The sequence below is a fragment of the Maribellus sp. CM-23 genome, assembly GCF_021354595.1.
Lineage (GTDB): Bacteria > Bacteroidota > Bacteroidia > Bacteroidales > Prolixibacteraceae > Draconibacterium.
Window position 1 is genome coordinate 506,411 of the sequence record NZ_JADWYJ010000001.1, and the last position, 18,524, is coordinate 524,934.

Consider the following 18,524-nt stretch of genomic DNA (forward strand, 5'->3'; position numbering starts at 1 on the left):
CGTTTATTTTGGAAATAAAACACGATGCAAACCTACATTTCCATTCTGCGGGGTATTAATGTAAGCGGGCAAAACCTGCTAAAAATGGCTGATTTGAAAAAGCTGTACGAACAGCTAAGTTTTCGGCAGGTGAGCACTTACATCCAAAGCGGAAATGTAGTTTTTGCCGCTTCGGAGCAGAATACAGAAACGCTGGCAGAACAAATCCACAGCCAGATTAAGTCAACTTACGGTTACGACGTCCCGATACTTGTGCGTACAATTGAACATTGGCACAATATCGTTGCTAATAATCCTTTTGCAAAGGACGCCTCAAAAGATCCGGCATTTTTGCATGTAACTTTTCTGGCGACTGCACCGGAATCAAATCATCCCGACACCATTTTCTCCAAAGCAATGGAAGGCGAAGAAATCCACATAACGCCCGAAGCAGTTTATTTGTATTGTCCGCATGGTTACGGACGAACCAAACTAAACAATACTTTTCTGGAAGCCAGGCTGGGAGTTTCGGCTACCACCCGCAACTGGAAAACCACACAAAAGCTGTTGGAAATAGCCCAAAACATTCAGCAATAGAAACAAAAAAACCGCCCATAAAAGAGCGGTTTCATCATTACAAATTATCTTGCAAACAGCAACTCCCGGTACTTCGGAAGCGGCCATTTTTCGTTGTCAACAATTAATTCCAGCTTATCGATGTGCTCTCGAATATCATCAAGGAAAGGTCGCACTTCTTCGTTGTAAACCCTTGCCCGCTTGTGAATATCCTCAATTTTGTTGGCACGTGCCCGTGTCTCCGTCATTTCCTTGCGCTTGGCTTTAATGGCCGAGACATGATTCCCGATCTCGCGAATCAAATCAAGACGTCCGCCCGCCATTGACTCGTATTCTTCCGCATCGAAAACATCCTTCAGATACTTCACATTTTGCAACAACATGGTTTGGTATTCAACCGCAGTTGGAACAATATGATTGATCGCCATATCTGCCAGAACACGCGCTTCAATCTGGATCTTCATGATGAATTTCTCGAACTCAACCTCCACTCTTCCGCGCAGTTCCGATTCATTAAGTACTCCCAGCTTACTAAACAGCTTTTTGCTCTCCGGGCGCAAATAGGCTTCCAGTGCTTCCGGCACATCGTTTACGTTGGACAGGCCGCGTTTCTTGGCTTCTTTCACCCAGTTATCGCTGTAACCATCACCGTTAAAACGAATCGGTTTCGATTTGATGATCAGCTCCTTCAAAACCTGGAAGATTGCCTCATCCTTTTTCACTCCCTTTTCAACCAGCTTGTCAACGGCCACTTTAAACTTCTGCAACTGATTTGCCACCAAGGTATTCAGCACAATGATTGCTGAGGCATTATTGGCCGATGAGCCCACGGCACGGAACTCAAAACGGTTGCCAGTAAAAGCAAACGGTGATGTCCGGTTGCGGTCGGTATTGTCCAGAATAATTTCGGGAATGCGCCCGATGTTAAGCTTCAGGGCTGTTTTTTCGTCCGGTGTCATTTTCCGGTCTACCACTGTTTCTTCCATATGGTCGAGCATATTCGAAACCTCCGTGCCCAGGAAAACCGACAAAATAGACGGCGGTGCCTCGTTGGCACCCAAACGGTACGAGTTGGAAGCGGTTAAAATACTTGCCCGCAACAAATCCTGTCCATCGTAAACAGCCTGGATGGTGTTTATTACAAACGTCAAAAACTGCAGGTTCGACTTTGGATTTTTTCCCGGTTTACAAACATTTACCCCCGTATTGGTAGTAAGCGACCAGTTGTTGTGTTTCCCAGAACCATTGATTCCTGAAAATGGTTTTTCATGAAAAAGAATGCGGAACTTGTGCTTCCGGGCAATCTTTTGCATAATATCCATCATCAGCTGGTTATGGTCGTTGGCCAGGTTGGCTTCTTCGTAAATCGGCGCAAACTCAAACTGATTCGGAGCCACCTCGTTGTGCCTGATTTTTACAGGAATCCCCAGCTTGTACGCTTCGTTTTCCACATCCTGCATAAAACGATTGGCACGCGTCGGGATCGATGAAAAATAGTGGTCGGCCAACTGCTGATCTTTGGAAGAGGCATGCCCCATCAGTGTTCTTCCGGTAAGAAGCAGATCGGGACGCGCCATAAACAAGGCTTCGTCAATGAGGAAATACTCCTGCTCCCAGCCCAGGTTCGTCTGCACCGACGTCACATTTTTATCAAAATACTGGCACACTTCCGTTGCCGCTTTGCTTACAGCCTGCAGCGCACGCAAAAGAGGTGTTTTGTAATCGAGCGCCTCACCGGTGTACGAAATAAAAATCGTAGGGATGGTCAAGGTCGTTTCGCTGATAAAAGCCGGAGAAGTAGGATCCCAGGCCGTGTAGCCACGCGCCTCGAATGTTTGACGAATACCGCCATTGGGGAACGAAGAGGCATCGGGTTCCTGTTGCGCCAGCAAATTGCCCGAGAACGATTCGATCACTCCCCCGTCGGCGCCGTGTACAATAAAAGCATCGTGCTTTTCAGCTGTCCCATCGGTAAGCGGATGAAACCAGTGCGTATAATGCGTGGCTCCGTTTTCAAGCGCCCAGGCTTTCATTCCCTGCGCTACCTGGTCGGCCATTTTCCGGTCGATGGTGGTGCCGTTCTCAATCGCATCGATTACTGCTTTGTAGGCCTCGCGCGACAGGTATTTCTTCATCTTTGCTTTATCGAAAACCAGCATTCCAAAATAATCCGACACCAGGTTTTCTTCCCTGACGATATCATCCGGTTTGCGGTTTAGCATCTCTTCGAGTGCTTTAAATCTGAATTGTGCCATTGTATGATGTTTTTGTCTGATAAATGTCTGGACTCAAAAATAGCATTAATCAACCTATTCCCATATCACAACAGGGCACTATCTTAAAAATTTATCATTATTTCTCATTTAACTCTATCCACAAAGGGGCTACCAAGTCAAAAACAGATAAAAAAGAACGATCTTTGATTACAGAAAGAGCTGAACCTTGATTTGATATTTGCTTCAACAAGCAGTATTTTTCAACCAAAATCAAAAAATGAATGAACAAGGCTGAAATTCTATATAAAATTCAAAATTCAGAGACTAAAAAAGTAAAGATCGCTTTCTCCGATATCGATGGAATTTTGCGCGGAAAATACATTCACCGCGACAAATTCCTGAGTTCAGTGGAAAACGGAATTGGCTTTTGCGATGTAATTTTTGGATGGGACTGCAACGACAAATGCTACGACAATTCTGAAATAACGGGCTGGCACAGCGGCTACCCGGATGCCAAAGCCCACATCGATCTTTCTACTTTTCGCGAAATTCCATGGGAAAAAAACATCCCTTTCTTTTTGGGAGATTTCAGTAACGATCCCCAATACGCCAAAGCCGTTTGCTCGCGAAGCCTGCTTAAAAGAATCGCCGACCAAAGCAGAGCAATGGGTTTTACTCCCATATTCTCGCAGGAGTTTGAGTGGTTCAACTTCAAAGGAACGCCCGGCGAAATAAGTGCCGGTAATTTTGATGAACTAACCCCCATCACCCCGGGAATGTTTGGATATTCACTTATTAGGACCTCGCTCAACCAGGATTATTTTCATGAATTGTTTGACCTGCTGGAGCAATTTAACATTCCATTGGAAGGAATGCACACCGAAACCGGGCCGGGAGTAATGGAAGCCACCGTTATTCACGACGAAGTGGTTAGTGCTGCCGACAAGGCTCTTTTATTCAAGACATCGGTAAAAGAGATTGCCTACCGCCATAATTTTGTAGCCACCTTTATGGCCAAGTGGAACTTAAAACTACCCGGCAGTGGCGGGCATCTTCATCAGAGTTTATGGGATCCGGAAAATAAAAACAACCTGTTTTTTGCTGCGAACGATCCACACAAAATGAGCGAAACCATGAAGCAATACATTGCAGGACAACTGTATTGCCTGCCCGATATTCTGCCGATGTTTGCACCCAATCCCAACAGCTACCGGCGGTTAAGCGGTGGCGACTGGGCACCATCGACCCTCACTTGGGGAATCGACAACCGCACCACTTCCATTCGTGCCATTCCCGGGGCACCACAGTCAACCCGCATTGAAACACGGGTACCGGGCGCCGACACCAATGCTTACCTGGTAATGGCCGCCGCACTTGCATCGGGCTTATACGGAATAAAAAAGCAGTTAAAACTGGGCGAAGCCACTACCGGCAACGGCTATCAAAACAAAGGTGGAGGTGAACTACCCGCCACTTTAGAGGAGGCCACAAAAAAAATGGCAGGATCGGAGATTGCTACTGAACTTTTCGGGCACGAGTTTGTAAAACACTTTACCGCCACCCGCGAATGGGAATGCCGGCAAATCGACAAGAATGATCCGAAGTGGGAACTAAGAAGATATTTTGAAATTATTTAGCTTAATTTTGGAGCAAACAGCAGGCAATGGAAATACGCGATTATGCACAAATAATTAAGCTGGCGTGGCAGGAACTGGACGGCGACCGGCACGAGATAAAAGGAGTGTTTGATGTTAGCGCCCAGGTTTCGACCAACCACGTTTACAAGGTATCGTTCTACAAACGCGAACCGGTTTTTGCCAAACTTTCGGAATACGGCAATTTTGAAGATTTCAGGGAAGACCACATCATCATAAACAACCTGGCCAACAACCTCGAATATCCGTACCAGATGTTCCTGGCGCAGTCGCTCGTAAAACGCAACGAGTTGTTTATTTACCGCTATCATGAGTTAAACAGAAGCGCCTGGGTGGTTTTCTACAACCCGATCCTGATACGCGATAAACTGCCCCGCCGCCTGGAAGAAAAGCACATAAAAAAGCTCGGGCGCGAACTGGCCCGTTTCCACAAAGCCTGCACAAACGTATCCAACCAGTTGCCGCATTCATCCAAAAATGTGATCATCGATATTCAAAGGCTGAAACGATCGATCTACAAGGACGAAATAAAAATGTGCGACTCGCACCGCGATATGATTCTTCGTCATGCCGACTGCTTTCTGGAAAATGCCGACAAAGCCTACTACATGACCGAAATTGAAACGATCCCGGTTTTTGTGGACTGGAACATTGGCAATTTCTCGGTAACCGGCGACGGTAAGTTTTATTCCCGCTGGGACTACGACTGGTTTCGAATGTCGTCGCGTGTAATGGATTTTTACTTTTTCAGCCGCGTGGTTTCCGATGTGGGCGACCGCACTGTTTTTAGCTACCTGGTCGACACCTTGATGGAAGACCGCTTTATGATATTCCTGAAAGAATACCACCGGATCTTCCCGCTAAGTGTAGCAGAAGTCCGCCTGATCAAAGAAACCTATCGCTTTTTCATCCTGAATTACGTGATCAAAGACGGTCCGTACTTCTTCAGGAAATACTATTCCAACAAACTGATCAAAGAGGCTTACGACACTTATTTCCCGGCAATGGATGCCAATTACCGGGTGGAAAAAATATTGAAGACTTTAAAATTATAGCAGAATGTTGCGAACAAAAAGTTTTAAAAGTATTGTAAATAATTACAAAGCCGTATTTTTTGATGCCTTTGGAGTGCTTAAAAACCACAGTGGATTGATCCAGGATATTCACCAGACTTTTGAGTACCTCGAGAAGAACGGTATTTACTATTATGTACTTACCAACGACTCGTCGCGCAGCCCGGAAGAGCTTTCCAACTGGTACATAAAACGCGGCCTGACCTGTATTACCACCGACAAAATTCTGTCGTCAGGGATGCTGGCCATGGAGTTCTTTAAAACCAAGTTGCAAGACGGGAATTCGGTGGCCTACCTTGGCACCCGGGAATCGGCACATTACATTGAAACCGCGGGCTTACATACCGTTCCGATCGGCGATATCGACTTAAATAACATCGACCACATTCAATCCTTTGCCTTTCTGGACGACGAAGGTTTCGACTGGAACGTTGACATCAACAAGTCGATCAACCTGTTGCGCAAAAAGAACATGAACGTGGTGGTTGCTAACACGGACAAAAACTACCCGGTAAACAAAAACGACATCTCGATAGCCATTGGTGGCCTCGCCGACCTGGTGGAGAAAATCCTCGGGAAAAAATTCATCCGCTTCGGAAAACCCGATGCCCAGATGTTTTTGCTTGCTTACGAACGTGCCCTTCAGGATATTCGCGTAAAAAGAGATGAAATTCTGATGGTGGGCGACACTCTTTACACGGATATTATCGGCGGAAACAAGTTCGGTCTGGATACAGCACTGGTTCTTTCAGGAAACACGCTGCCCGAAATGGCAAGCATCCGCATTGGAAGTTCAGGAATTATCCCCACTTATGTGTGCGAATCGGCCGTAATTGAGCCTTAACATTCAATAGCGGCTGAGGGTTGCTACCCAGATCTTTTGAGATCTGGCGAAGGGCTTCTACCAGCACCTTATCCTTTTTTCTCCCTTTGGATGAAACCCGGATGTGAAATTTATCCATTCCGGTTTTATTGGAACAATCACGCACGTACACTCCAAACTCCTCCAGCAAACGCATTTGTACCTCGTATGCCGTTGAACCGCCCTTGATCTTTAGCAGTATAAAATTACTCCCGGAGGGATACACTTCAAATCCATCAATCCCCTTCAGTTGATTGAATAGCAACTCCACATCGGCTCTCACTTTCTTCCTGGCCACGTGGTATTCTTTGTCCGTTTCGCGAAGCTGCGTTAAAAAATACTCGGCCAAAGTATTGATATTCCAGACTGGAAGCACATTTCTGATCTTTCTCAGAAACACCTCGTTGGCCGTACAGCAATAGCCCAACCGCAGGCCGGGAACTCCGCAGTGTTTGCTCATACTGCGCACAATAATCAGATTTGAGAATTCAGCCACATGTGGAATAAGTGACGGAATTTCATCCGCTGCAAAATCAATAAACGACTCATCTACCAGGATTAGCTCCAGGTGTTGCATCCGTCTCAGAAAACCCAGCATTTCATCCAACCCAATAAGTTGCCCCGTCGGGTTTCCCGGGTTGATGATCAGCGCAGTGTCTGGTTTTTCCTGCTCCAGCCACTCGGCATACGCGTCCAAATCGAGCAGATATCCTTTTTCTGGAGGCAACTGAAACAGCTTCACTTTTCCTGAATACTCAAGCTTTTCGATGTACTCACTAAAAGTTGGAACGGGAATCCCCATTTCGGAAACCAGCTGATTTTGAATGATCGTGATAAGCTCGGTTGCCCCGTTTCCGATCACCAGATGTTCGGGCTGCGCATGTACCACCGAAGCCAGTTCTTTTTGCGCCAATACCGGGTTGCTCGACGGATAGAACTTAATAAGCACCGGCAGTTTCTGCTGAATTTTTCGCAACAACGCCTTCCCCGGAAAATAGGGATTTTCAATAAAACAAAAATCCACCACCTGTTCCAACCTGTCTTCACCAACAATATCCACCAACGATGGGGAATGTGAAGTTTCCTCAAACAAATGCCGGTCTATTTTTAGTCTGTTCTTATCCATAGTTTCGGGACACAAAAAAACACAAAAAAAGCTGCACCGCGAACGGTACAGCCTTCTTTATTTTGCAACTATAAAGTTAAACTTTCGCTTGTTTCGTTGTCTTGATAATGCGGGCCGCGATTTTATACGGGTCTCCGTTAGAAGCAGGACGACGGTCTTCCAAACGACCTCTCCAACCGGCTTCGATTGTACCAACAGGGATACGGATTGAAGCACCACGGTCAGAAACACCGTAACTAAAATCAGTAATGGCAGCTGTTTCGTGCTTACCGGTCAAACGCTGATCGTTGTAGGCACCGTAAACAGCAATGTGTTCCGGAATATGCTTCCCGAATTCTTCGCAAATAGCCGTAAATACTTTTTCATCGCCGCAGGTTCTCATTAAACCGTTAGAAAAGTTGGCGTGCATACCCGAACCGTTCCAGTCAAGGTCTTTACCCAGTGGTTTTGGATGCCATTCTACATCCACACCGTATTTTTCGGCTGTACGCTCCAACAGGAAACGAGCCATCCAAATCTGGTCGCCGGCACTGTGTGCACCTTTGGCAAAAATCTGGAATTCCCACTGTCCGGCAGCTACTTCTGCGTTGATCCCTTCAACATTCAAACCAGCCTCCAAACAAAGATCGAAATGTTCTTCTACGATTTGACGACCAAAAGCTTTAGAACCACCAACACCACAATAGTAAGGTCCTTGTGGCAGCGGGAAACCACCTGCGGGGAAACCTAATGGAAGACGGGTCTGAGGATCGTACAGAAAATACTCCTGCTCAAAACCAAACCAGAAATCTTCATCCTCTTCCTCGATATGAGCACGACCATTGGAATCATGTGCAGTTCCGTCGGCATTCAAAACCTCGGTTAATACCAGGTAAGCATTTTTGCGGTCCGGATCGGGGCAAATAAATACCGGCTTCAACAAAAGGTCAGAAGAACCACCTGCAGCCTGATTAGTTGAAGAACCGTCGAATGACCACTCCGGGCAATCTTCCAACTTACCACTGAAGTTTTCTGCAACACGGGTTTTTGCTCTCAGGTGCTGGGTTGGTACAGTACCGTCCAGCCAAATGTATTCCAACTTTGATTTCATAGTGTAATAAATTATATTAAATTATGGATAATCTATAACTGTTCGACGCAAAAGTATGATTAAATGAAATTGACTTCGGTTGTTTCATGACAAAATGTAAAAAATTAATACAAAATTTACATTAAAATCAGTTTTTTGTCACACCCCCCACTTCCGAAGATATCATCGATACAAAAATAAGACACATACCACAAACAACCATCAAAATACAATACTTATTTTATTTTTCATGTACATTTACCAACAACACCCCCACAAAAACACACCCTGACCTCTAAGAAAATAATTTCTGCTTTTCTGCATCGGGAACGCTTCAGAAAAAAACGTTTGTGATCACTTTACCATAAACCAACCACCTTCAAAAATCGTCTGCCCCAAAAACACAAGGTTCTTTTGTAACAATACCGGGTAAAACAATACTTATCAGGATATTTATGAAAATCAAAAATCACTTAAAATAAACCGCTATGAATGTGGATCGACGAAGTTTTATCAAAACAAGTGGTATGTTTGCAGCGGGGAGTGTTATGCTTCCCTCATTTTTGCAATCGTGCCATAACGAACAAATTTCAGCGAACGTGAAGAGTTATTTAGATCATTTTGAAGTGTCTGCCGAAATGCTGCAAAAGGTAATTGCAGCAGCTATGAGCAAGGGAGGCAATTATGCCGACCTTTATTTTGAACACAAAATCACCAACAGCATCTCGCTGGAAGACGGAAAAGTGAACCGTGCATACTCCAATGTTGATTTTGGAGTAGGAATACGCGTTTTGAAAGGCGACCAGACCGGATTTGCCTATTCCGAAAACATCAGTTTGGAAGACATGTTGAATGCTGCAAAACTGGCAGCCAACATTGCCGACCAGCCAAAGGAATTCGCCCCAATAGGCGTGAACGAAAAAGCGCCTGCCAATTTTTATCCCATCCAACAAAAGTGGACCGATGTAACCATTGGAGACAAAGTTCCTTTCGTACAAAAAATTAACGACAAGGTTTTTAGCCTTGATGAAAAAGTGAGCAAGGTCAATGCTTTTCTGGGAGACGAAACATCGTATGTGCTGTTTTACAATTCAGAAGGAAGACTGACGTACGATTACCGCCCGATGATGCGGCTGGGAGCTGTTTGCGTAATGGAAAAAGACGGACAGATCGAAAATTCCTATGTGGCCCGCTCTTTCCGTTCGGGGTTTGAGGTAATGACCGACGAACTACTGGACGAGATAGCAACAGAAGCCATCGAAAAAACCAACCTCCTTTTTGAGGCAGGCAAACCCAAAGCCGGTGAAATGCCGGTGGTACTCGGAGCAGGAGGCTCGGGAATTTTGCTTCACGAAGCCATCGGACATACTTTTGAAGCGGATTTCAACCGCAAAGGCACCTCCATTTTCAGCGATAAATTTGGCAAGAAAGTAGCCGAGAATTTCATCAATATCATCGACGACGGAACGCTGCCTTACGACCGTGGTGCCATCAATATCGATGATGAAGGCAACGACGTGCAGAAAACCTACCTAGTAAAAGACGGAGTTCTGAACAGCTACATCCACGACCGCATCAGTGCGCAATATTATGGAGTTGAGCCAACCGGAAACGGACGGCGCGAATCTTTCCGCAACATGCCTTTACCGCGTATGCGTTCCACCTACATGGAAAACGGCCCGCATACTGTCGACGATATTCTCGCACAAGTGGATTACGGCGTTTATGTAGATAACTTTAGCAACGGCGAAGTAAAAATCGGTGCCGGCGATTTTACCTTCTTTGTAAAATCGGGCTACATTATAGAAAAGGGCAAACTTACGCGCCCGATCAAAGACATCAACATTGTTGGGAACGGTCCGCAGGCTTTGGCCGACATTAGCATGACTGCCAACGACTACAAAAACGACAGCGGTACCTGGACCTGTGGTAAGGACGGACAATCGGTGCCGGTAACGCTGGGTCTGCCAACTGTTCTGGTTAAGAAAATGACGGTAGGCGGTACCAACGCGTAATTTGTTTAGAGTTCAGTGTTTAAAGTTTAAAGTGCGAGCTATTCAAAGCAATATTTTAACGATTTCCTCAACTTGCAGCCTGAAGCTCGCCGCTAAAAGCTAAAAAAATGACTAAAGAAGAAAAATATAATCTCGCCAAGTGGGCCATGAACCATGCACTGGAAAACGGCGCCCAGCAGGCAAGCGTAACCATTGCCAACAGCGTAAGCAGCAGCGTGGAAGTACGCGAACAAAAAATTGATAAACTGGAACAAGCCATTCAGAGCGGACTTTCAATTCGCCTGTTTGTGGACGGAAGATATTCGGCACATTCCACCAGCCGCTTGAAAAAAGAAGAACTGGCACATTTCATCGAAGAAGCCATTGCCGGAACGCGGTTTCTTTCGGAAGATGAATTCAGGACATTGCCGGAACCTGAATTGTATTACAAAGGCGGCGGCGCCAACCTGGAATTGCTCGACAAGGATTTTGATAAGGTTGATCCGCAGGAAAAAATAAAGCTGGCTTTTGATGCCGAAAGCGAAGTTTTTGGAAAAGACGAGCGGCTTATTTCGGTTTCAGCCGGTTACTACGACAACAAAAACGAACGTGTAATGGTTACCAGCAACGGTTTTGAAGGCGATTCCTCCAATTCGGTTTTTGGTGTTTACACTTCGGTATCGGTTAAAGGCGGTGACGCCCGCCCCGAAGCAGGCTGGAACGAAAGTGCCATTCAATATGCCAATCTTAAAAAAGAAGGCTCCGGGAATATTGCGCTGGAAAAAGCACTGAGCAAAATAGGCCAGGAAAAGATCCATTCGGGCACCATGCCCATGATTGTGGAGAACCGCCAGGTAGGCCGCATTTTCGGGCCACTGATCAATGCACTGAGCGGATCGGAAATTCAGCAAAAGAACTCTTTCCTCATCAATAAACTGGGAGAGAAGGTAGCTTCTGAAAAACTTACACTAACTGATGACCCTTTTATTATTGGAGGCCGCGGCTCGCGCTTGTTTGACGGCGAAGGGCTTGCCACCCAAAAACGTACCGTGTTCGACAAAGGTGTTTTGAAAACTTATTACATAGACACCTACTACGGCAAAAAGCTGGAAATGGAACCGACAAGTGGGAGCACCACCAACCTGGTTTTTGAAACCGGCGACAAAGATCTTCAAGGCTTGATTGCTTCGGTTAACAAAGGCATTTTGGTAACCGGGTTTAACGGGGGAAACAGCAACGGTTCTTCGGGCGATTTTTCATACGGAATCGAAGGTTTCCTAATCGAAGACGGCAAAATTACTAAACCGGTGGCGGAAATGAACATCACCGGAAACATGAAACAATTGTGGTCAAGTATTGGGGAGGTTGGCAACGATGTTAACCAGAATTCATCCTGGAGAACTCCTTCTATTCTTTTTGAGAATATTGATTTTAGCGGACTATAGAATATAGAAAAAAAGGCATAAAAAAAGCCGTTCTTCCGTCAACCGACAGAAGAACGGCTTTTCTTTTTATTCCAATTGTACCCTCAAATACCGTATGGGATTTTGAACAACCGGTATTACAGCTCCAGAAGAACAGGATCGCCCAATCCGATGGATTTTAATTCCGGAAGTTGTGTAGCGGCATCCCCCACCACAACATAGAACATCTGATCCGGCTTGATCAATCGCTGCGCCAGTTCTTTGTGCATTTCAGGTGTCAGCGACTTAACAAATGCCTCTTCTCTTTTTACATAATCGAAAGGCAGATCGTAAGCACTAATATTGCTCAGCATCGAATGAAGTGCTCCCAGTGTTTCAAACTCAAGGGCATTCGATTTCACCAGCGCATCTTTGGTAAACTGCAGGTCTTCATCCGAAATACCGGTTCTGTATTTTTCAATTTCGTCTTTGAAAATCTGAACCGATTCGCCGGTAGCCGTGGTTCGTACGCTTGAGCTGGCTCTGAACGTTCCGTAATTTTTCCCTCCCGAGAAATAGGTTCTTGCACCGTAAGTAAAGCCTTTTTCTTCGCGCAGAATCAGGTTCACAATTCCGTTAAAGCTTCCGCCAAGTTTGTAATTCATTACGGTTGCCTGTTCAAAATCAGCGGAAGACCGTGGAATTGCATAGTGACCGATATTAATTACCGACTGTTTGGCGCCCGGAACATCTACAAAATAAATAGCCGATTTTTCAGGTCCCTGGGGAACTTCTATTTTTGGGATTTCTACACTAAAAGGTTTCCAGTTGGCCACCAAGGTACCCAAACCAGCCATCACGCGGTCCTGGTCAATTTTTCCGACAACATGCATCCGTGCCACCGAAGGAGATACTGATTTATTGTAGAACTCTTTCAGATCATCCATCGTGATCGATTCCAGCGATTCGAGCGTGCCGCTTCCCGGTACCGACAAAATATGATCATCGCTGTAAACCAGCTTGTCAAAAGCCAGGCTCGCCAGATAATTCGGATTCGCCTGGTTGCGTTTAATGTTGTTGATCATCCGAAGTTTGGTCAACTCAAACTGTTCTTCATCCCAACGTGGCTCCAACAAGATTTCTTCCACCAACGCCAGTGTTTTTTCGTAGTTCCGGGTCAGGCAATTCACATACACCGTCATATTTTCGGTTCCGGAATAAACTCCGATGCGCGCTCCCAACAAGTCGATCTCTTCTTCCAGTTCTTCTGGTGTTTTGGTGGCGGTACCTTCGGTAAGCATACTGGCCAGGAAACTGGCAACGCCTGCTTTTTCTTTCGATTCAAGAATGTGTCCGCCGTCCATAACTATGGAATACTGAATCAACGGAAGCTCGTCGTGCTTAATGCCCAGCACCTTCATTCCGTTTTCCGTTTTATCCGTCCAAACAGCCGGCACGGTAATTTCCGGATCCTGGCCTTTGGCGGGTTCTACCGAGCGGTCGAAGCTGGACGGTGTTTTCCCGATCACTTCTTCTTCAGCAATGGCTGACTGATCTACTTCTGTAGCAGTCAAAACATCTTCTTCAACAATACCGGCATCTACCGAATTTTCGGCGATTAAATCAACCTGTTCTTTCGGAACAAAACTGGTTGCGAGGTAAGGTTTGTTTTTTATATAAGTTTCGTAAACCCGGTTAATATCCTCGATGGTCACCGCCTTAATTTTCTCAATATCCTGCTCGATATAACCGGGCGACCCGGTAAATTCGTTGTACATAGCCAACTGGAAAGACTTGTACAATATCGAACTCATGCCGTTGTAAAACTGTGTTTCAAGCCCTGCTTTGTGTTTTTCGAGGTCTCTTTCGGTAATTCCCTCTTCTTCAAAAAGTTTAAAAGCATCAAAAACGGCTGTTTCCACTTCGGCCAGACTAGTGCCGGCATTGGCATTGACCGACACGGTGAACTGACCCGCCAGTTCCATTGAATTGTTGTAAACTCCGGCACGCGGAGCCAGTTTTTTGTCTTTTACAATTACCCGGTAAAACGGCGACTTCTTGCCATCTCCCAGAACACGGGCAAGAAAATCAAGTGCATAAGCATCATCACAATATTCCTCCACCGAAGGCCAGATCATCGTTAACTGCGGTGTTTTGGCAAAACTGTCTTCGTGATAAAGCTTTTTTATTTCTGCCAGTGTTACCCGCTGAGGCTCCAAATCTTCTACTTTTTCACCCCCCGGGATTTCACCAAAGTACTTTTCAACCAGTGGTTTCACATCTTCCGGTTCAAAATCGCCCGCCAGCACAATGGTTGTATTGTTAGGCACATAATATTTTGCATGAAATTCTTTTACATCGTCAACCGTTGCATTAAACAGGTCTTCCATTTCGCCAATAACGGTCCAGCTGTATGGGTGCCCTTCAGGATAAAGATTCGTGGCAATCAGCCAGCTGTTATAACCATACGGACGGTTATCGTACGACTGACGTTTTTCGTTTTGAACCACATTTTGCTGGTTGGCAAAAGCCGACTTGGTAACGGTATTCTCGAGGTAGCCCATACGGTCGGACTCCATCCAAAGCACCATTTCCAGTGCATTTCGCGGAACAACTTCGTAATAAATGGTTTGGTCGTTTCCGGTTCCACCGTTGAGCGTTCCACCGGCCGACTGGATTTTTTTGAAGAATTCATCCTGCCCAACATTTTCAGATTCCTGGAACATCATGTGTTCAAAAAGATGAGCAAATCCGGTTTTCCCGGGAACTTCGCGGTTCGAACCTACGTGGTACATAATTGCCACAGCAACAATCGGATCCGATTTATCTTGGTGCAAAATAACGCTGAGGCCGTTATCTAACTGGTACTGCTCATAAGGCACGGAAAGTTTTTCATCACTTTGTTGTCGGTTTGAACATGAGATCAAACTAAGAACAACTACGATAAGGAGGAGATTTAGTTTTTTCATGATTAAAAGGAAGATTTTTTGTTTTGAACGAAGTTAATATAAAATGGACACGATAAAACTGTTATTACTCATTAAATCAACGAGATGAAATAAAATATATTTTATATTGAGAAGTTTTATGTTGAACAAAAGTCATTTTCAGGATACGAAAAACAACATACAAAGAGAGGTCAAAACTACATTCGACCTCTCTTTTTCTATATTCCGCGTCAGGTGTGGTAAAAAAAATGATTCAGCTACACTGTTACTTTTGGGATAAGGTTGCAATATACCATCCGTCGGCGGTTGTACTTTGCGAAAAGGTTGCATTCATATGGTGGGCAATGACCTCAATTATTCCGTACGAGCAATTCAGAAAATCCTGGTAGGTAACGTCAAACATTGGCCCCTGCTTGAAAGAGAGGTCTACATTCATTAACTGGAAGGTGATACTTTTCCCGCTTTGCTTCACAATCTGCATTTGATTGTCAGGATGAAGCCCGGCCAGAATGTACATCATCCGGGTTACCAGTACCGGGAAACCATCTTCGGGATTCCAGTAAGCACTAAACTTTTTTCCTATATACCTTCCGTATTCTTCAGGACTCAGGCCCTGAGACTTTGCAAAACTGATACCGCTTACCGCATAAGCTACCACGTGACTGTATAAAACTTCGCATTTTTGCTCATCGGTCAGCTCAGGAGCCACAAATTTCTCCTGGCTCAACAAAACATTGCCTGCCAGAACAAGTGCAATAATCAAGGTCAATAATTTCATCGGCTTATAATTGTTTGTTTTATGTCGTAACAAATTGAACTCACACATCCTTCAGCGGATCATCATTTTGATTTATAATGCCCGAAACCGGGTCCGTTCGGACTAACATAATCGTGATAAAAGAAAGAATACGGAGGCACATCTCCTGTATTCACCACCTGCACCACAACCAGATCGGGCCAAAATACCGAAGCCAGGCCAATCTCTTTTCCCTCGTGGTTGTACCAAACCCCGTCTTCCATTGTATCACCTTCCTTTACCGAAACCAGCTTTCGAAACGACGACCATGGCTGACCAGCCGACTCTCCAAAATAATGAAAGGTAATCCAGCCATTTGTTCCTGCAAAAGTGGGCGGATAAACCCCTTCTTTGCTGATGATTCCATCGTTCCAGTGAGCCACCAACCTTGTGTCCAGCAAATCACCCGGCATTAACTCGGGGAAATAATGCCACTGAAAACCATTTTCCATTTCCAGGTAATATTTCTCAACTACCATGTCCCAGAACGCTTCACCTTCTCCCCGGTAAACCGTATCTCTAAAGTGCGGCCATCCATAGTAATAATGATCGCCAAGCAACATATTGATTGTATATCCTGTAAATGCCTGTGCCTGCCAGTTAAAACCCCATTCATCAAAGCCGGTCAGTTTCTCATTTCCCTTATTCCCGCTTTTCAGGGAAAGATCTTCAACCGATTCGTTCAAAACTCCTTCCGAACAGGAAAAGAGAAATAAAAGCAGGCCTGCAAAAATTCCGATTAAGTAAATTACTCGTTTCATGATTGTTTGATTTTAAGTCTATGAAACAAAGTTCCGGCTTTCGGCAACCTGCCACTTATCAAGCAACGTACATAAACTATCAATTTTGAAGCAGGCATTTAAATTTTGAAGCATGCCCTCTTTCACAGGTATTTCAATGAACTATCTGTGTTTAATTGGGAAACAAAACTCCCACGCCTTTTGCAATTTCCTGAAAGGCCGAAGACGCATGCAAAGCATAAAAATCGGGATAAGTAAGCATTACCGGCAGATCCTCATTCTTGTACCGGTAGGCAATGTCAAGGTATTCCAGGGCGCCTTTTTCATCATCGATCAACATTTCTACTGTAGAAATAATCACCGGGTTGGAGCAAAAGCGAGGTTCGTTTTGCTTCGCCTTACTTAGGTAAAACTTAAAGCAATCCTGAAATGCATAATCGTCGTAGCACTTCCCAAGCTCATCGTTTCCCAGAATCGACTGCAACTTTTGCCAGGCTTCCACCGCTTTATCGGGAAAACCTGCCTTAAAATAAACAAAGCCAATTCCATTGTAGGCAAATCCATAGTTGGGGTTCAGTTCAATAACATCGTTGTACTTTTCAATCGCTTTCTCAAAATCCCCGGCGATATAATATCTTTCGGCCACCACACATCCAACTGCCGGGTTCACCGGATCTAATGCTTCGGCGGTTGCTGCTTCATCAATTGCCCATTTGTAAGCGCCTTTTACCACGTAATAATTCGACAAGGTTAAATGCGCGCCAACATTCGAAGGGTCCAGCTTCAGCGCTTTGGCGGCCAGGTCTTTCATCAACTCCCAGTCCCAATCCATTTTACCGGCAAGGTTTGCCTGCGTGGTGTACACCTCGGCCAGCGACTGATCCAGCGCATAGGCTTTCTGAATGGCTTTTCGTGCATTCTCGCGGTTTCTGAATTTCTCTTCGTTATCAAGGATCAAAGTATTGATCGCCAGATAAGTCTCAGCCAGAGTGACGTAAGCCGGAGCAAAACCCGGATCTTTTTCGATTGATTTGTCCAGGTACTCCAGTGCTTTCTGCAACGAATAATACCGTGTTCTCTGCGAATTCCAAAGATGGCGGCCACGTAAATACAAATCATAGGCCTCTGCATCCACCTTTTTCTTTCGGACCTTCTGATCGGGTTTTACCACCGAAAATATCTCTTCTGCAATTTCGCTCGACACATTGTGGACCAGCTCAAGGATATTTGCCGCTCCCTGGTCGTAACTATTGGCCCAAATGTGTTTTTCCTCCGGGAAAGGCTCGATCAGCTGCACCACCACCCGCAAGGTGTCTTTGCTCGAAAGCAGGGAGCCTTCCAGTAAAAGAGTAACGCCCAGCTCTTTGGCCACCTCTGAATACAATTTAGTTTCCCCCTTGTATTTCATGGCCGATCCTCTTGATATTACCCGGATCGATTCGTTCTGCGAAAGCTCCAGCGTTATCGCTTCGGTAATTCCATCGGCCAGGTATTCCTTGTCGTTGTTCTCCGAAAGGTCGAGCAAAGGAAGCACCGCAATGGACGCCCCCGAATATTTCGACTGCGAGCTATTGTTATTTACCCCCATAAAATAGGTGGCCAGAATAATCATCACAAAGAGACCGCCGGCCAGTGCCGTTTTTCGCTGGCGCCGGTTTTTCCCGCGTCCTTCACGCCCAACAACCAGCGAATTGCCCAAATCCGGCTGCTTTTTGTATTCTCCGGGAGTGGTTCCAAAGTAATCGAGAAAGCATTTATTAAAATAGGAAGGACTGCTAAAACCTACCTGGTAAGCAATTTCAGATGCAGTAAGATCTTTGTCTCGCAATAGCTCGGCGCCTTTCTGAAGCCTGATTTCGCGAATAAACTGATTGATGGATTTTCCGCTTGTTGCCTTTACTTTTCTTAAAACCTGCGACCTGCTTAATCCCAATTCAGAAGCCAAATCATTTACTCCAAACTTTTCGTTCTGAATATGGGTTAATACAATTTGTTCAACCTTATTGGAAAATACTTCCGACATAAGCCCCAACTAGTTAAGCATAGCAATCATTCTCTTCAATTTAGTGATTTTAATAGTGAATTAC

Annotated in this window: 13 protein-coding genes; 6 read left to right on the forward strand and 7 right to left on the reverse strand. The window is 45.2% G+C overall.

Annotated elements, in window-relative coordinates:
• Positions 1-24 precede the first annotated feature (24 nt).
• On the forward strand, positions 25-576 hold the full coding sequence (locus INQ51_RS01920) for a DUF1697 domain-containing protein (protein WP_233376214.1): 552 nt from the start codon (positions 25-27) through the stop codon (positions 574-576).
• Between the two features lie 44 nt (positions 577-620).
• On the opposite strand, the gene INQ51_RS01925 is transcribed toward INQ51_RS01920, so the two are convergent.
• Positions 621-2,810: a glutamine synthetase III gene (locus tag INQ51_RS01925; RefSeq protein WP_233376215.1), complete on the reverse strand. Its 2,190-nt coding sequence runs from the start codon at positions 2,808-2,810 to the stop codon at positions 621-623.
• Between the two features lie 242 nt (positions 2,811-3,052).
• Here INQ51_RS01925 and INQ51_RS01930 point away from each other — a divergent pair, with 242 nt between their 5' ends.
• Genes INQ51_RS01930 through INQ51_RS01940 form a run of 3 tightly spaced genes read left to right on the forward strand, consistent with a single transcriptional unit; the run spans position 3,053 to position 6,343 of the window.
• The gene (locus INQ51_RS01930; RefSeq protein WP_233376216.1) at positions 3,053-4,408 is read left to right on the forward strand and encodes a glutamine synthetase family protein; all 1,356 of its coding nucleotides are present in this window, start codon (positions 3,053-3,055) and stop codon (positions 4,406-4,408) included.
• Between the two features lie 26 nt (positions 4,409-4,434).
• Positions 4,435-5,481, forward strand: a complete 1,047-nt coding sequence (locus INQ51_RS01935; RefSeq protein ID WP_233376217.1) for a hypothetical protein — start codon at positions 4,435-4,437, stop codon at positions 5,479-5,481.
• A gap of 4 nt (positions 5,482-5,485) precedes the next feature.
• Positions 5,486-6,343 carry an HAD-IIA family hydrolase gene (locus INQ51_RS01940; protein WP_233376218.1) on the forward strand — a complete coding sequence of 286 codons (858 nt, stop codon included), beginning with the start codon at positions 5,486-5,488 and terminating at the stop codon, positions 6,341-6,343.
• On the opposite strand, the gene INQ51_RS01945 is transcribed toward INQ51_RS01940, so the two are convergent.
• Both INQ51_RS01945 and INQ51_RS01950 read right to left on the reverse strand, forming a co-directional pair.
• On the reverse strand, positions 6,300-7,487 hold the full coding sequence (locus tag INQ51_RS01945; protein ID WP_233376219.1) for a pyridoxal phosphate-dependent aminotransferase: 1,188 nt from the start codon (positions 7,485-7,487) through the stop codon (positions 6,300-6,302). The two genes, INQ51_RS01940 and INQ51_RS01945, sit on opposite strands and share 44 nt — an antisense overlap.
• 76 nt (positions 7,488-7,563) lie before the next feature.
• Complete coding sequence (locus tag INQ51_RS01950) at positions 7,564-8,577, reverse strand: glutamine synthetase beta-grasp domain-containing protein (protein WP_233376220.1); 1,014 nt, start codon at positions 8,575-8,577, stop codon at positions 7,564-7,566.
• Positions 8,578-9,155: 578 nt separating this feature from the next.
• Here INQ51_RS01950 and INQ51_RS01955 point away from each other — a divergent pair.
• The gene (locus INQ51_RS01955) at positions 9,156-10,571 is read left to right on the forward strand and encodes a TldD/PmbA family protein (RefSeq protein ID WP_233376221.1); all 1,416 of its coding nucleotides are present in this window, start codon (positions 9,156-9,158) and stop codon (positions 10,569-10,571) included.
• Between the two features lie 107 nt (positions 10,572-10,678).
• Positions 10,679-11,995, forward strand: coding sequence for a TldD/PmbA family protein (locus INQ51_RS01960; protein ID WP_233376222.1), 1,317 nt, complete (start codon positions 10,679-10,681; stop codon positions 11,993-11,995).
• A gap of 116 nt (positions 11,996-12,111) precedes the next feature.
• On the opposite strand, the gene INQ51_RS01965 is transcribed toward INQ51_RS01960, so the two are convergent.
• From INQ51_RS01965 to INQ51_RS01980, 4 genes are all read right to left on the reverse strand, one after another.
• Positions 12,112-14,922 carry a M16 family metallopeptidase gene (locus tag INQ51_RS01965; protein WP_233376223.1) on the reverse strand — a complete coding sequence of 937 codons (2,811 nt, stop codon included), beginning with the start codon at positions 14,920-14,922 and terminating at the stop codon, positions 12,112-12,114.
• 244 nt (positions 14,923-15,166) lie between these two features.
• Positions 15,167-15,679, reverse strand: coding sequence for a hypothetical protein (locus INQ51_RS01970; RefSeq protein WP_233376224.1), 513 nt, complete (start codon positions 15,677-15,679; stop codon positions 15,167-15,169).
• A 62-nt stretch (positions 15,680-15,741) separates the two neighbouring features.
• Complete coding sequence (locus tag INQ51_RS01975; RefSeq protein ID WP_233376225.1) at positions 15,742-16,458, reverse strand: hypothetical protein; 717 nt, start codon at positions 16,456-16,458, stop codon at positions 15,742-15,744.
• A gap of 151 nt (positions 16,459-16,609) precedes the next feature.
• Entirely contained in the window at positions 16,610-18,460 is a 1,851-nt protein-coding gene (locus tag INQ51_RS01980; protein ID WP_233376226.1) for a helix-turn-helix domain-containing protein, read from the reverse strand.
• Between the last annotated feature and the right edge of the window lie 64 nt (positions 18,461-18,524).

What these genes read in the sequence shown, in the direction of transcription:
- INQ51_RS01920 (WP_233376214.1), top strand. Translation starts at nt 25, where the DNA reads ATGCAAACCTACATTTCCATTCTGCGGGGTATTAATGTAAGCGGGCAA.
- INQ51_RS01945 (WP_233376219.1), bottom strand. Translation starts at nt 7,487, where the DNA reads ATGGATAAGAACAGACTAAAAATAGACCGGCATTTGTTTGAGGAAACT.
- INQ51_RS01935 (WP_233376217.1), top strand. Translation starts at nt 4,435, where the DNA reads ATGGAAATACGCGATTATGCACAAATAATTAAGCTGGCGTGGCAGGAA.
- INQ51_RS01960 (WP_233376222.1), top strand. Translation starts at nt 10,679, where the DNA reads ATGACTAAAGAAGAAAAATATAATCTCGCCAAGTGGGCCATGAACCAT.
- INQ51_RS01925 (WP_233376215.1), bottom strand. Translation starts at nt 2,810, where the DNA reads ATGGCACAATTCAGATTTAAAGCACTCGAAGAGATGCTAAACCGCAAA.
- INQ51_RS01980 (WP_233376226.1), bottom strand. Translation starts at nt 18,460, where the DNA reads ATGTCGGAAGTATTTTCCAATAAGGTTGAACAAATTGTATTAACCCAT.
- INQ51_RS01970 (WP_233376224.1), bottom strand. Translation starts at nt 15,679, where the DNA reads ATGAAATTATTGACCTTGATTATTGCACTTGTTCTGGCAGGCAATGTT.
- INQ51_RS01930 (WP_233376216.1), top strand. Translation starts at nt 3,053, where the DNA reads ATGAACAAGGCTGAAATTCTATATAAAATTCAAAATTCAGAGACTAAA.
- INQ51_RS01975 (WP_233376225.1), bottom strand. Translation starts at nt 16,458, where the DNA reads ATGAAACGAGTAATTTACTTAATCGGAATTTTTGCAGGCCTGCTTTTA.
- INQ51_RS01940 (WP_233376218.1), top strand. Translation starts at nt 5,486, where the DNA reads ATGTTGCGAACAAAAAGTTTTAAAAGTATTGTAAATAATTACAAAGCC.
- INQ51_RS01950 (WP_233376220.1), bottom strand. Translation starts at nt 8,577, where the DNA reads ATGAAATCAAAGTTGGAATACATTTGGCTGGACGGTACTGTACCAACC.
- INQ51_RS01965 (WP_233376223.1), bottom strand. Translation starts at nt 14,922, where the DNA reads ATGAAAAAACTAAATCTCCTCCTTATCGTAGTTGTTCTTAGTTTGATC.